This window comes from Allobosea sp. 67-29 (genome assembly GCF_001898115.1).
Classification (GTDB): Bacteria; Pseudomonadota; Alphaproteobacteria; order Rhizobiales; family Beijerinckiaceae; genus Allobosea.
Genome location: NZ_MKSQ01000022.1, coordinates 75494 through 88737, shown reverse-complemented (window position 1 = coordinate 88737; position 13244 = coordinate 75494). Strand labels below are relative to the sequence as shown.

The following is a 13244-nucleotide window of genomic DNA, read 5'->3' as shown; positions in this document are numbered from 1 at the left end:
GGAAGGTTTCCGGTCCGGGCCCCGAAAGGCCGGCCGCCTGTACCGCCATCCGCCCGGAGGCGCACCCATATGGCCACGGCGCTCTCCGGAGCGCGCTTATCGAGGATCGCAGCCATGTCCCAGCTCGACAATGTCCGGATCGCGCTTGCCTCCCGTCCGGAGGGACGCCCGGGACCCCAGAACTTCAGAGTGGAGCGCGTGCCTATTCCCGCGGTCTCGGAGGGGCAGGTGCTCCTCAGGATCCTCTACCTCTCGCTCGATCCCTATATGCGCGGCCGGATGAGTGCGGCGAAATCCTATGCCGCTCCCACCGAAATCGGCGCGGTCATGGAAGGCGGTACCGTCGCCGAAGTCATCGAGAGCCGCGATCCTGCCTTCAAGCCCGGCGATATCGTGCTGTCCCATTCCGGCTGGCAGACCTATGCGACGGCGGACGCCACGCAATTGCGCAAGCTCGACCCAGCGCGGGCACCGGTGACGACGGCGCTGGGCGTGCTCGGCATGCCGGGGTTCACCGCCTATGCCGGGCTGCTCACCATCGGCCAGCCCAAGCCGGGCGAGACGGTCGTCGTGGCGGCGGCGAGCGGGCCGGTCGGCTCGGCGGTCGGCCAGATCGCGCGGATCAAGGGCGCGCGGGCTGTCGGAATCGCTGGAGGGCCCGAGAAGTGCGCATTGGTCCGCGACAGCTTCGGCTTCGATGCCGTCGTCGACCATCGCGATCCCGATATGGCCGGCAAGCTCGCAGCCGCCTGTCCGAACGGCATCGACGTCTATTTCGAGAATGTCGGCGGCCATGTCTGGGACGCCGTCTTTCCGCTGCTCAATAGCTTCGCGCGCATTCCCGTCTGCGGCCTCGTCGCGCAATATAACGCGACCGGCGCGTTCCCGGGACCGGACCGCCTTCCGGTTCTGATGCGGCAAGTGCTGTCGAAGAGCCTGACGATCCGCGGTTTCATCCAGCGCGAATTCATCGCCCAGGCACCAGCGTTTCGGGAGGAGATGGCCGGCTGGATCGCCGCAGGCGCGGTCAAATACAAGGAAGACATCGTCGACGGGCTGGAGAATGCGCCGGAGGCCTTCATCGGCCTGCTCGAGGGCCGGAATTTCGGCAAGCTGATCGTCAAGCTCTGAGGCCGGGTGCCGCGGGCCAGCCTTTTTCCTTGACCACTCGGCAGGCGCGCGGCCATCACCATGCGCCCGGTTCCGGAACTGCATGATGCCAGTCTTCGCCATTCCCTTCCCGATGATCGATCCCGTCGCGGTCCAGATCGGGCCGCTCGCGATCAAGTGGTACGGGCTGGCCTATGTTGTCGGTCTTCTCGGCGGCTGGTGGTATGCGAGGCTTCTGGTCGGCACGGATCGGCTCTGGAGCGGGCGTCCCAGGCCCAAGCCGGTCGAGCTTGACGACATGCTGCTTTTCGTCGCCTTCGGCGTCGTGCTCGGGGGGCGCACCGGCTTCGTCCTGTTCTACGACCTGCCCCGCTATATTGCGCGGCCGCAGGACATTCTGGCGATCTGGCAGGGCGGCATGTCGTTCCATGGCGGGCTCGTCGGTGCGACGCTGGGCCTGTGGCTCTTCGCCCGGCGGCGCGGATACCCGGCGCTCTCGGTGTTCGATCTCGCCGCGGCGGTGGTGCCGATCGGGCTCTTCCTCGGGCGTATCGCGAACTTCATCAATGGCGAGCTCTGGGGCCGGCCGGCGCCGGACTTTCCCTGGGCGATGATCTTCCCGAATGGCGGGCCGGCGCCGCGCTATCCGAGCCAGCTCTTCGAGGCGTTCGCCGAGGGCATCCTGTTGTTCGCGATCGTCAACGCGCTCGTCTGGACAGGCTGGTTCCGCCGGCCGGGCTTCGTCGCCGGGATCTTCGGCATCGGCTATGCGGTGGCGCGCATCGTCTGCGAGTTCTTTCGCGAGCCGGATCCACAGCTCGGCTTCCTGTTCGGCGCCAATGTCGATGCGCTCTCCGGCGGCATCACCATGGGCATGCTGCTCTCGGTGCCGGTGCTGATCGTCGGGATCTGCCTGGTCTGGCGCAGCGGGCGCGAGGCGCGGGTGTGAATGCGCTCAAGGCCGAGATCGTCCGCCTGATCCAGGATGAAGGGCCGTTGCCGGTCTCGCGCTACATGGCGCTGGCTCTCGGCCATCCCCGCCATGGCTATTACATGACGCGCGACCCCTTCGGCCGGGAGGGCGATTTCACCACCGCTCCCGAGATCAGCCAGATGTTCGGCGAATTGCTGGGGCTCTGGGCCGCGCATCTCTGGCAGGCGATGGGCGCGCCTTCGCGCTTCCGCCTCGTCGAACTCGGGCCGGGGCGCGGCACGCTGATGGCCGACGTCCTGCGGGCGACGCGAATCGTGCCCGGCTTCCACGGCGCCTTGTCGGTCCACCTCGTCGAGACCAGTCCCGTCTTGCGGGCAAGGCAGGCCGAGACACTGAGCGGGGCCGGCGCCGTCTGGCACGATACCGTCGTGTCGGTCCTCGACGGCCCGGCGATCGTGCTGGCCAACGAGTTCCTCGATGCGCTGCCGCTCGACCAGTTCGTGATGACGGCCGAAGGCTGGTGCGAGCGCCTCGTCGGGCTGGGCGAGGATGGCGAACTCGCCTTCGGGCTTGCACCAACCGGCGACGGGGTGAAGGCGAGGGCGCCGGTGGGGACCGTGCTCGAGCAGCCATCGGCAGCCCTCGATGTCGTCGCCGGGATCGCGCGCCATCTCTCCCGCGAGGGCGGAGGCGCCGCCTTCATCGACTACGGTCCTATCCGCTCGGGTTTCGGCGACACGCTGCAGGCGATGAGGCGCCATGCCTTCGTCGACCCGCTGGCGGAGCCGGGCGAGGCTGACCTGACGGTGCATGTCGACTTCGAGCGGATGGGGCAGGCGGGGCTGAGGGCAGGCGCAGCGCTCCATGGGCCGGCGACGCAGCGCGACTTTCTGCTGGCGCTCGGGTTGGCCCAGCGGGCACAGATCCTCTCGCGGAGCGCTGATGCCGCTCAGCGCAAGGCGATTTTCGAAGCCTTCGATCGATTGATCGAGCCCGGCGAGGCCGGCATGGGTGATTTGTTCAAGGTTATGGCGTTGTCTCACCCGGCCCTGCCGCCGCTGCCCGGATTTGACCTTCATCGGGTGCCAGAGCAGGTCTGAGAGAGACGGAGGCCGGACATGCCGGCATTCGTGCAGACGGGACGATGCCATGTTCATCACCTCCTCCGAACTCGCCGGCGAAACCGGTGTTCGACACGCCTTCTTTACGCGCGAGGGCGGAGTCTCGACCGGCATCTACGCCTCGCTGAACGGTGGGCTCGGCTCCTCGGACGATCCGGCTGCGGTAGGCGAGAACCGCGCGCGGATGGCGCGCTTTCTCGATGTCGAGCCCGATCACCTGGTCAGCGTCCACCAGGTCCATTCCCCCGATGTCGCGCTCGTCACCGGTCCCTGGCAGGACGAGAGGCCCCGGGCCGATGCGATGGTGACGATCTCGCAGAAGGTCGCGCTGGGCATCTCGACGGCCGATTGCGGGCCGATCCTGTTCGCCGACAGCGAGGCACGGGTGATCGGGGCCGCGCATTCCGGCTGGAAGGGCGCGTTTGCCGGGGTGGTCGGCGCGACCGTCACCGAAATGGAGAAGCTCGGCGCACGACGCGAGCGGATCGTCGCGGTACTCGGGCCGACGATCAGCGCAGCGGCTTATGAGGTCGGCCCGGAATTCGTGGAGCGCTTCAAGGCGGAGAATGCGACCTATTCGCGCTTCTTCACGGCCTCGACCCGTCCCGCCCACGCGATGTTCGACCTGCCGGCCTTCATCGCCCTCAAGGCGCAGGAAGCGGGGATCGGTCGCTTCGTCGATCTCGGCCTGTGCACCTATGGCGATGAAGAGCGGTTCTTCAGCTATCGCCGCACGACGCATCGCGGCGAGCCGGATTACGGGCGGCTCATCGCCGCGATCACGCTGGATTGACCGGACGCTGGGCGGCGCCCCTCAGAACGCCCTTCTTGTCGCGGGATTCAGCCAGCGCCCGAACCCGACAGTGCGGCGGCTTGCCGCATGGCCGCAGCTGAGTCATCCTCGCTGATGCCGGGCCGAACGCATCGCCTCCCCGGCGCGAGAATGCGGGCGATGCCTGTGCATGCGGGGGGCTGCTGTGGAACAGATCCTGATGAATCTCGTCGCCGGCGCGATCGGCGGCAATGCGGCAGGCAAGGCCAGCCCGAGCTTCGATCTCGGCACGCTCGGCAACACGCTATCGGGGCTGGTCGGCGGCGGCGTGCTCGGGCAGCTGATTCCGCTGTTGATCCCGGCGATCAGCGCCGCTGCACAGGGCGGCAACCTCAGCGTCGGCAGCATCCTCACCAATCTGATCGGTGGCGGTGCGGGCGGCGCGATCCTTACCGCGATCATCGGCGCGTTGAAGAACCGCGCGGCCTGAGGCTCAGCCTCAGCCGACGATGTCGGGCTTGCGCCAGCCCAGATGCTGCCCGGGCTCGATGGCGATCATCAGCCTCGTGATCGAGCGGGCGCGGGCCAGGTACAGCATGGCCCCGCAATCTCTTCCGGTTCGACCCAGCGACCGAGCGAGGTGCCTGCCGCCTCACGGTCCAGTGGACGCCCGCCGTCATACGAACTGGCGAAGGTCGGTCCGGAGGCGACGGCATTCACCCTGAGACGGGGCGACAGGGCTTGGGCAGCGACGTCGGCGCAACCAGCAAGGCTGCCCTGGAGAGCGTGCAGGACAATACCGAGGCGTCAGCTGCCGGACGCGCTGGTCGAGGAGGTTCACGATGGCGCCCCCGATTTGCCGCGCCCAGCTCGTGACCAGCGCCACATCAGCTATCGTTCGGTCGCTTGCCTGCGGGCGTGATGCCGGCATTGCGCTGGAGGCGCCTCTCCCAGTGCTTCGCGGCACGCAGATAGCGGTAGAAGGCATAGTTCATGGCGGTCATGAAGCCGTAGAGGCCCCGCAGTGCGTGACGGCGGCCGACATAGGCCTTGACGAAATTCGCCGGGAATTCCGCGATCAGGCGGAAGGCCGAGACTGTCGCCCCCCGTGCATCGAGATCATCCGCCTGAGCGTCGCTATAGGCGTTGAGCTTGTCCATCTGCTCGCCGAGTGACCGCACCGAGAAGTGATGGATCGTACCCTTCAGCCTGCCGACCCTGGCACCCGGCACGAGATCGACGCGGTCATGGACCGGCGAGGCAGAGTAGCGGCCCTTCGACTTGCGATACAGCCGCACGGGTGAAAGGGCATAGGCGAAGCGGTGCGGCGCCTTCTCGCCGGGGAAGATTTCGGCGATTCTGGTCCGATAGGCGTCGGCTGGTGGGGGACCCTGCGCGAACAGGGCGCCGATCTCGGCGACCATGTCCGGAGGCAGCACCTCGTCGGCATCGAGATTGAGCAGCCAGTCGTGCCGGCACTGCTCCTCGGCGAAGCGCTTCTGCTGGCCGTATCCCGGCCAGGGGTTGAAGATGACCCGGGCCCCCAGAGCTTCGGCAACGCCCTGCGTCCCGTCGGTCGAGCCGGAATCGACGACCACGATATCGTCGCTCAAGGGCCGGGCCGCGGCGATGGCGAGGCCGATCCTGTCGGCTTCGTTGAGGGCAATGATGAAGATGGAAAGAGGTGGCACAGTCTCGTTCGACCCGTGGGATTTCAAGGCTTAAGCATGCGCAGTCGGGAGCGGCAAGGCGAAGGTCGAAAGTTTTTGACCCGGCAAGGAACCTTGCGGGAGAACGCGCGTTCCTCGGCGAGCTTCCCGCTGTCGCCGTAGCCTCGGCGGCGTTCTATTAGTATTCGATTTACCATGACGGGCTTAGGGCTGGTGGTTAACTGGGTTTTACCTATTTGAGTTCAGTTATCGCATTCGTGCCGCATTTCTGCCGCGGTCTGCAAAGCAGATGTGTTGCCGGTGCAACAGACAAAAGCGACGACTGGTTCTATACAGTCATCATCGAAATCACCCGCCGGGCCTTCCGGCGATCGCGACGACTAAGGAGTATGTCATGAAGAAGTACCTGCTTGCGAGCGTTGCCGCTCTGGGCATCATCGCTGCCGGCGCCGCCTCGGCCGCCGACCTGCCGTCGCGCAAGGGCCCGGTTGCCGCTCCGGTCTACATCCCGCCGGTCTTCACCTGGACCGGTTTCTACGTCGGTGCCAACGCCGGCTACGGCTGGGGCAACGTGAACGCCAACGGCTTCGCCAATGTCGGCGATCTCGACGGCTTCGTCGGTGGCGGCCAGATCGGCTACAACTACCAGATGGGCCAGTTCGTGCTCGGCCTCGAGGCGGACCTGCAGGGCGCTGACCTCAGCAGCGGCAACAACCTCGGCCTCGTTCGCGTCAAGACCGACTACTTCGGCACCGTCCGTGCCCGCGTCGGCTTCGCGATCGACCGCTTCATGCCGTATGTCACCGGCGGTTGGGCTTACGGCAACGTGAAGACCTCGATCCCGGCTCTGGCCTTCTCGAACGACAGCTCGCACACCGGTGGCTGGACCGTCGGCGGCGGCATCGAGTACGCCATCACCAACAACCTGATCGCCGGCGTCGAGTACCTCTACGTCGACCTGGGCGAGAAGAACATCCTTGGCGCAGGCACCAAGGTCGGCACCGACTTCTCGGTCGTCCGCGCCCGCCTGAGCTACAAGTTCTGATCCGACCACAATCGGATTTGAGCGACCCGGTGGCCTCGGCCACCGGGTTTTTTTGTCCGGTTGCCAGTTGGGCCCGGCACGTCGAGGCCCGGCGCTCGCAAGAGCGCCGGGCCTTTTCTGCAGTCGGTCTGTGGTGGTGATGCGCCCGCCGGAAGCGAGCCCGGCTCAGCCCTTGAAGCGGGTGCTCTCGAAGGCCGGTACACGCGCGGCGAAGTCGTCGAGCCAGGCGACCAGGCGGGGGTGGCCGGCGCGCCATGTCCCTTCGAAACGCAGGTCCAGATATCCCAGCGCGCAGGCGAGGGCGATCTCCCCGATGCGCGGGCGGCCGCTGAAGGCCGGCGGCGCAGCCTCGAGCGCGGCGAGTCCGCGGGAGACCTTGCCGGCCTGATGCGCAAGCCAGTCGGCATTGCGATTCGATTCGGGGCGGAACCGCCCCTCGTAGACCTGAAGCAGGGCTGCATCGCAGATGCCATCGGCGAGCGCCTGCAAGCGCAACTGCTCGAAGCGGCCCTCGTCCCGGGGGATGAGCCGGCCGCCGCCGGCGAGGAAGTCCAGATAGTCGACGATCACGCGCGAATCGAACAGCGTCGTTCCGTCCTCCAGCACCAGCGTCGGAATCTTGCCGAGGGGGTTCTGCAGGCGCAGCGGCTCGGAGGGGTCGCTGGTATCGGCCGCGACGATGTCGATACGGTCCATCAGACCCAGTTCGAGGGCCGCCATCTTGACCTTGCGGCCGAAGGGCGAAGCGGGAGAGGAGCGCAGGACGAGCATCGGTCGGAAACCTCGGGACAGGAGAGCGGGCGATCAGCCGTCGGGGCGGATCGGCTCGCATAGATAGCGTGGCCGCTGCCCCTGGGCGAGCCGTTCGGTCAGTGCCGGCAGCAGGATCTCGGCCTCTTCTGCCAGCTTCCACGGCGGATTGGCGATCAGCAGGCCGGTCGCTCCGAGACCACCGGCCGCCTCGGGCCGATCGACGTCGATCTCGAGACGGAGCAGGCGGCCGATGCCTGCTTCCAGTACATCATCGAGCATCGTGGCGGCGGCGCGACGATCCTTGATCGGATACCAGAGCATGTAGATGCCCGTCGGCCATTTGCGGTGGGCGGCGATGAACTGTTGCGCCAGCGTCGCGAACTCTTCCTTGTCTTCAAAGGGCGGGTCGACGAGCACGAGGCCGCGCCGTTCCTTCGGCGGGATATTGGCGCGCAACGCGGTCCAGCCGTCGATCGCCAGCGCCTTGCAGCGCGCATCGCGTGCCAGCACCTCGGCAAGCTTTCGATAGGTCGGAGGATGGAGCTCGGCGGCGATGAGCCGGTCGAACGGGCGCATCGCGTGGCGGCAGAACCAGGGCGAGCCTGGATAGGCGTTGGCCCCATGCTCGGCCCGAATCGCGGACAGCGCCGTGCGATAGGGTTCGAGCAGGGCTTCCGCCGCCGCTGGAAGCGGCGAGCGGTCGAGCCGCGCAATGCCGTCCTTCCACTCATGCGTGCGCAGCGCCTCCTCGGAACCCAGATCGTAGCGGCCGACACCGGCATGGGTATCGATCACGCGATAGGGGGTGGGCTTGGCCGCGAGATGCTGCAGGACGCGCGCGAGCATCGCATGCTTGAGCACGTCGGCGAAGTTTCCGGCATGGAAGCCGTGGCGGTAGTTCATGCGTCGCTTCTATAGCATCGAAGCGATGCCGGAAAATCGCGTCTTCCGACAAATCCGACGCGATAACAAAGAGATAGTTTGAGCCGGTGCGGAGCGTCGTCGCTCAACGCGGGGCGACGACCGTGAAGTCGCGCGCGCGGCAGCCGGAGCGATCGACCTGCGGGCAACTGCGGAAGCCGCGCAAATCCTTGTCGAGACAGATGCGGACCTCCTGCAGCACGCCGCGCTTGCAGGCAACCGACATCATGTCCGTCCGCAAACCGGGATTGGCCGCGACGAAGGCGCGCTCGAGATCGAGGACCGTCCAGCTGCGGTCGCGCTCGGACTGCGCCAGCGCCGGCGGAATCGCGACCTTGTCGCGCGCGCGCCGGACGTCCCGAAAATAATCGGCGGGGGCGGAGCCGCTGCAGGTGCCGTGCTTGCGCCATTCGTAGCGGGCCAGCCCTTCGCTGGGGAAGACGCCTTCGGCTTCGGACATCGCCATGCGCGACGGCGCGCGGCCAGGCCCGCAATCGCTGGGATAGCCGCGTTCGTATTGCGGCCAGAGGCCGTGAACGACGAAGCGAAGGCCGGCGCCGTCGGCGCATTGCTCGCGATTGCGTCCGCGATCGCCATCGAGCGCGCAGAAGCCCGGCGACCAGGACAGCGCCAGCACGTAGAAGTCGAAATCGCCCGGCGTGCGGCCGCGTTGCCCGAACCCCTGTGCCTGCGCCGCGCCGGCGAGGCAGAGCCAGGCCAGGGTCGCGGAAATCAGATGCCGCAGCATGGTGCTCAGGGGCGCGCCATTTTGCAGTTGGGTGCGTAGGACAGTTCGCGGTCGAGCCCGGCGACGCACCAGTTGACGTTCCAGCCCCTGCCGAAGAGCCCGAGATTTTCCCGGACGGAGTAGTCGACCCGGTGATAGACGCCGTTGTTCAGCATGACGCGCGCCGTGCAGAAGCGCCGTGGAATGAAATCATCGCCCCAGGGGCGGAAGCCGATCTGCACGACATGGTCATAAGCAAGCGCCTGAAGCGGCCCCCAATAGGTGGACTCGCGCGAGTCGAACGAGCCGCTCAGCCGCGACAGCACGGCCGGGTCCTCGCAGCCGGGCAGGTCGCCATACATCGGAACGATACGCTCCTCGGCACGGTCCAGCGGCGCGACATAGCGCCGTCCGGCAGCCTCGGCCGAGACGAGGCCCGCCAGGCAGGCAAGGGAAGCGAGGGTGGTGCGAAGCAGGGCGCGGCGCATGGAATCGGGCCTCATAAAGGCGGATGCGAGTTTCGCTTACGATGGCTGGCTGCCCGGCGGGGGTCAAGGCGTGAGCGCCGGCCTGGGTCGCCGCGCCGGCCCGATGTGGCATTTCGGCCTATCGGAGCGTGCGCCCGCCCTGCGCACTACGCTGGCTGCGGCCGGCATGAGCGCTGTGGCGGGAAGGTCGCCTATCGGCGACAGTCACCGCAGGGAGGTGAGGGCATGGACGATTGCTTCGACGATCCGGCTGCGCGTATCGAGGATGCGGCATCGCTGCGCAGCCATATCGGCGCGGTCAGTCCGGTGGTGCAGAACAAGGTGCTCGACCGGCTCGACCGCTTCTGCCGGGACTTCATCGCCCTGTCGCCGTTTCTGGTGCTCGCGACCAGTGACGGCGCCGGTGGTGTCGACGCGAGTCCGCGCGGCGACGGCCCCGGCTTCGTGCGCGTGCTGGACGACCGCACCCTTCTCGTTCCCGACCGCCGCGGCAACAACCGCATCGACAGCTTCGGCAATCTCGTTGCCTCGCCCGGCATCGGCATCGTCTTCATGGTTCCGGGCATCAACGAGACGCTGCGGGTCAACGGCAAGGCGCGCGTGACGCGCGATGCGGGGCTCCTGGAGCCCTCGACGATGCAGCAGCGGCCACCGATCACGGGCATCATCGTCTCCGTCGAGGAAGCTTATTTCCATTGCGGCAAGGCGTTGATCCGGTCGAGGCTATGGGACCCCGCGACGCAGGTGCCGCGCCACAGTTTCCCCACGCTCGGCCGCATCGTGGCCGAGCAGACCAGGCTGGTCGAGGCGGATGCCGCCGATCGCAACCTCGAGGAGGCCTATCGCGATCGGCTTTATTGAGGCCGCGGATCGTCAGAATGAAGCTTCCAGCATCGCGGCATAATCGGCTGCCGTCGCGGGGCGGGGATTGGTGGCGCTCGAATGATCCAGCGTCGCCGCCGCAGCGATGGCGGGAACGACCTCCCGCGGCACGCCCATCGCCGTCAGCGTGCCGGGCATGCCGAGGCTAGCGACCAGCTCGGCGACCCAGGCGGCGAGATCCGCATCCGGCGCGAGCCCCAGGACCCGGCGGATCTCGCGATATTTCGCTGCGGCCGCGGGCGCGTTGAAGCGCAGCACCGCCGGCAGCAGCACGGCGTTCAGCGTGCCGTGGTGCAGCGAGACCTGTTTCAGACCGCCGAGCGGATGCGAGAGGGCGTGGACCGCGCCGAGCCCCTTCTGGAAGGTCATGCCACCTTCGAGGGCGGCCATCATCATCTCCCTGCGCGCGTCGCGGTCGGGGCCGTCGCGCACGGCCCGGGCGATATGGGCGGCGGCGCGCGTGAGGCCGTCGAGCGCGATCGCCTCGGCCGGCGGATTCTCACGCGGGCTGAGATAGGTCTCGATGCAATGGGTGATCGCATCCATGCCGGTTGCCGCGGTGAGCCAGGCCGGGAGGCCCATGGTCAGTTCCGGGTCGCAGATGGCGAGCCGCGGAATCAGATGCGGCGAGATGAAGCCCAGCTTGCGGCCGTCCTTGAGCGTGATCAGCGCGGCGCGGCCGACCTCGCTGCCTGTACCGGAGGTGGTTGGGACCGCGACCACCGGCGCGACGCTCGCGGTGACCTTCGCAATGCCGCCGAGGATTGCGGCGTAGGTCTCGAGCGGGCCGTCATGGGTCGCGAGCAGCGCGACGCCCTTGGCGAGGTCGATCGGCGAGCCGCCGCCGATTGCGACAATTCCGTCGCAGCCATGCCGGCGATAGCAGGCAAGCGCCGCCTCGACCGCCTCCTCGGTGGGATTGGTCGGCGTGTCGCTGAAGACCGGCGCTTCCTTGAGCCGGCCGGCATTTTGGCCGATTGCGTCGATCAGCCCTGCCGCGACGATTCCCCGGTCGGTGACGATCAAGGGTTTCGCGACGCCGAGCGTGGCGAGGTCAGCCTCGATTCCGGCGATCTCTCCGAAGCCGAACTTGATTGTGGTGAGATAGGTGATCAGTGCCATGGCGTCCTCCGGCCGGCTTGGGATCGTCGCCGGGGTTGGGCTTTCTCGCCCATCGGCGCCGCCGGTGCCAAGCCTCATGCGCTCAGATCAGGGTTGCTGCGGGATCGGGACCTTCCGGACGGGGAGGGAAGGCGCGCGCACCGAGCGCCTTTCGAGCAGGATCAGCGCAAGGCCTGCGGCTACGATCAGGGCGGCTCCGCAGAGCATCGGCACGGTGGGCCAGTCGCCAAAGAAGAGCCAGCCGAAGAGCAGCGCCCAGATGATGAAGGTATATTGATACGGTGCGACGACCGAGGCTTCCGCCAGTTTCAGCGAGCGCGTCACGCAGAGATGGCCGAGCAGGGCAACGATGCCGAGCAGGGCGAGCAGGCCGAAATCACGGGGCGTCGGCATCACCCATCCGAACGGTAAGAGGGCGATGCCGAGCAGGAGCGAGCCGAAGGTCTGCCAGGCGACGAGCGTGACGTCGGGCGTGCCGCGCAGCTTGCGGCCGGCGATCAGCAGGGCTGCGAACAGGATGCTGCCTGCCAGAGCAAGCAGTGCGGGAGGCGAGAAGCTCGCTCCCGTCGGCGCCAGCGCCAGGGCAACGCCGAGGAACCCCAGGCCCGCCGCGACCCAGCGGGCGGGATCGACCTTCTCGCCGAGCAGCAGTGCGGCGAGCAGCACGGCCCAGATCGGCGCGGCCATCCAGAGCGTCATCGTGTCGGCCAGGGGTAGATGCGCGACGCAGACGTAGAACAGCGTCGATTCGGTGGCGCCGATCGCGACACGCAGCCATTGCAGGCGGGGCCGCTCGGGCCGCAAGGTCCGGCGCAGGCCCTGCTTCAGGATGAAGGGCGAGAGCACGAGGAGCGCCGCGGCGCTGCGGACCAGCATGAGCTGGCCGGGCGTGTAGGTCGAGACCAGCCACTTGCCCATGACGTCGTTGAGCGAGAACAGCAGGATGCCGAGCAGCATCGTGGCGATGCCGATCAGGGAGGCATTGCGGGTGGTCATGGCGGCTGGCGTTTCCTCGGGCGCATCTCCCTGGCCCGGCCCGCCGATCCTGGCAAGCCTCTCGCCGCATGGGCGTCATTCCGTCGTCTGATGCCGAGCGGCGGAACCGTGCCGCAGGGCGCGCGGGCCGCACCGGGATCGATCGGCAGCATGTCGGTGCGGTCGCATTCGTGCCGCGACATGATCATGAAATGACCCGGCCGGCTTCAGCTTCCGAACCCATTCGGACGATGGAATTGGCCTTCATCCGCAACCGAAGGAAGGAACTCCGATGCGCATGATGATGCTTGCCGCCGCCGGTACCGCGTTTGTCCTCGCCGGCGCGGCGCAGGCCCAGTCGCCATCGCCGCAGCCCGGGCCGAACCCGTCCCAGGCGCCTTCGCCGACGCAGCCGCCGTCTCCGGCGCCGGCGATCAGATCGGTCAAGGTGGTGGATTTCAACGAGCTTCCCGACGCCACCAAGACGCAGGTCGACGCGCTGGTGGCGAAGCGCTCGGCCGAGGACCGGGAGCGACTGCAGAACGCCGTCGAGCGTGCGCCGATGATAAAGACGGCGGTGGAAGCGAAGGGGTTCTCCGCCCGCGACGTCCTGATCGCCCAGATCGACCAGAACGGGGCGTTGACCGTCATCACCCGCAGGCAGGCCTAGCGGCAGCGCCGATGCCGGATCCGGGACGGGCCAGCTTCCTCTGATCCGTGACTT

At 67.5% G+C, this 13244-nt stretch carries 15 protein-coding genes; 8 read left to right on the top strand and 7 right to left on the bottom strand.

Going from position 1 to position 13244, the window contains the following annotated elements:
• The first annotated feature begins 114 nt into the window (after positions 1 to 114).
• The 5 genes from BGO20_RS16165 (at position 115) to BGO20_RS16145 (ending at position 4427) form a co-directional block, all read left to right on the top strand.
• A complete protein-coding gene (locus BGO20_RS16165) occupies positions 115 to 1131 on the top strand; it encodes an NADP-dependent oxidoreductase (protein ID WP_291660183.1) in 1017 nt (338 codons plus the stop codon).
• An 82-nt stretch (positions 1132 to 1213) separates the two neighbouring features.
• Positions 1214 to 2059, top strand: a complete 846-nt coding sequence (gene lgt / locus BGO20_RS16160) for a prolipoprotein diacylglyceryl transferase (RefSeq protein WP_291660185.1) — start codon at positions 1214 to 1216, stop codon at positions 2057 to 2059.
• Positions 2056 to 3144 carry a class I SAM-dependent methyltransferase gene (locus tag BGO20_RS16155; RefSeq protein ID WP_291660187.1) on the top strand — a complete coding sequence of 363 codons (1089 nt, stop codon included), beginning with the start codon at positions 2056 to 2058 and terminating at the stop codon, positions 3142 to 3144. Before lgt ends, BGO20_RS16155 begins: the two co-directional genes overlap by 4 nt.
• 49 nt (positions 3145 to 3193) lie before the next feature.
• Positions 3194 to 3958 (top strand): peptidoglycan editing factor PgeF, encoded by a 765-nt coding sequence (gene pgeF / locus BGO20_RS16150; protein ID WP_291660189.1) that lies wholly within the window; start codon positions 3194 to 3196, stop codon positions 3956 to 3958.
• A gap of 199 nt (positions 3959 to 4157) precedes the next feature.
• A complete protein-coding gene (locus tag BGO20_RS16145; RefSeq protein WP_248308016.1) occupies positions 4158 to 4427 on the top strand; it encodes a hypothetical protein in 270 nt (89 codons plus the stop codon).
• Positions 4428 to 4824: 397 nt separating this feature from the next.
• Here BGO20_RS16145 and BGO20_RS16140 read toward each other — a convergent pair whose 3' ends face one another.
• Positions 4825 to 5628: a glycosyltransferase family 2 protein gene (locus BGO20_RS16140; protein WP_291660193.1), complete on the bottom strand. Its 804-nt coding sequence runs from the start codon at positions 5626 to 5628 to the stop codon at positions 4825 to 4827.
• 373 nt (positions 5629 to 6001) lie between these two features.
• Between BGO20_RS16140 and BGO20_RS16135 the strand changes: the two genes are divergently transcribed.
• Complete coding sequence (locus tag BGO20_RS16135; protein WP_291660195.1) at positions 6002 to 6652, top strand: outer membrane protein; 651 nt, start codon at positions 6002 to 6004, stop codon at positions 6650 to 6652.
• A gap of 165 nt (positions 6653 to 6817) precedes the next feature.
• Here BGO20_RS16135 and BGO20_RS16130 read toward each other — a convergent pair whose 3' ends face one another.
• From BGO20_RS16130 to BGO20_RS16115, 4 genes are all read right to left on the bottom strand, one after another.
• On the bottom strand, positions 6818 to 7423 hold the full coding sequence (locus BGO20_RS16130; RefSeq protein WP_291660196.1) for a glutathione S-transferase: 606 nt from the start codon (positions 7421 to 7423) through the stop codon (positions 6818 to 6820).
• A gap of 33 nt (positions 7424 to 7456) precedes the next feature.
• Positions 7457 to 8308, bottom strand: coding sequence for a 23S rRNA (adenine(2030)-N(6))-methyltransferase RlmJ (locus BGO20_RS16125; protein WP_291660198.1), 852 nt, complete (start codon positions 8306 to 8308; stop codon positions 7457 to 7459).
• A gap of 103 nt (positions 8309 to 8411) precedes the next feature.
• Positions 8412 to 9074, bottom strand: coding sequence for a ribonuclease T2 family protein (locus BGO20_RS16120; RefSeq protein ID WP_291660200.1), 663 nt, complete (start codon positions 9072 to 9074; stop codon positions 8412 to 8414).
• A 5-nt stretch (positions 9075 to 9079) separates the two neighbouring features.
• Entirely contained in the window at positions 9080 to 9541 is a 462-nt protein-coding gene (locus BGO20_RS16115; protein ID WP_291660202.1) for a hypothetical protein, read from the bottom strand.
• Positions 9542 to 9766: 225 nt separating this feature from the next.
• Here BGO20_RS16115 and BGO20_RS16110 point away from each other — a divergent pair, with 225 nt between their 5' ends.
• A complete protein-coding gene (locus BGO20_RS16110; protein WP_291660203.1) occupies positions 9767 to 10402 on the top strand; it encodes a pyridoxamine 5'-phosphate oxidase family protein in 636 nt (211 codons plus the stop codon).
• Positions 10403 to 10414: 12 nt separating this feature from the next.
• On the opposite strand, the gene BGO20_RS16105 is transcribed toward BGO20_RS16110, so the two are convergent.
• Both BGO20_RS16105 and BGO20_RS16100 read right to left on the bottom strand, forming a co-directional pair.
• Positions 10415 to 11545, bottom strand: coding sequence for an iron-containing alcohol dehydrogenase (locus BGO20_RS16105; protein WP_291660204.1), 1131 nt, complete (start codon positions 11543 to 11545; stop codon positions 10415 to 10417).
• Between the two features lie 87 nt (positions 11546 to 11632).
• Complete coding sequence (locus BGO20_RS16100) at positions 11633 to 12541, bottom strand: DMT family transporter (RefSeq protein ID WP_291660205.1); 909 nt, start codon at positions 12539 to 12541, stop codon at positions 11633 to 11635.
• A gap of 277 nt (positions 12542 to 12818) precedes the next feature.
• Between BGO20_RS16100 and BGO20_RS16095 the strand changes: the two genes are divergently transcribed.
• Positions 12819 to 13190, top strand: coding sequence for a hypothetical protein (locus tag BGO20_RS16095; RefSeq protein WP_291660207.1), 372 nt, complete (start codon positions 12819 to 12821; stop codon positions 13188 to 13190).
• The last annotated feature ends 54 nt before the right edge of the window (positions 13191 to 13244 follow it).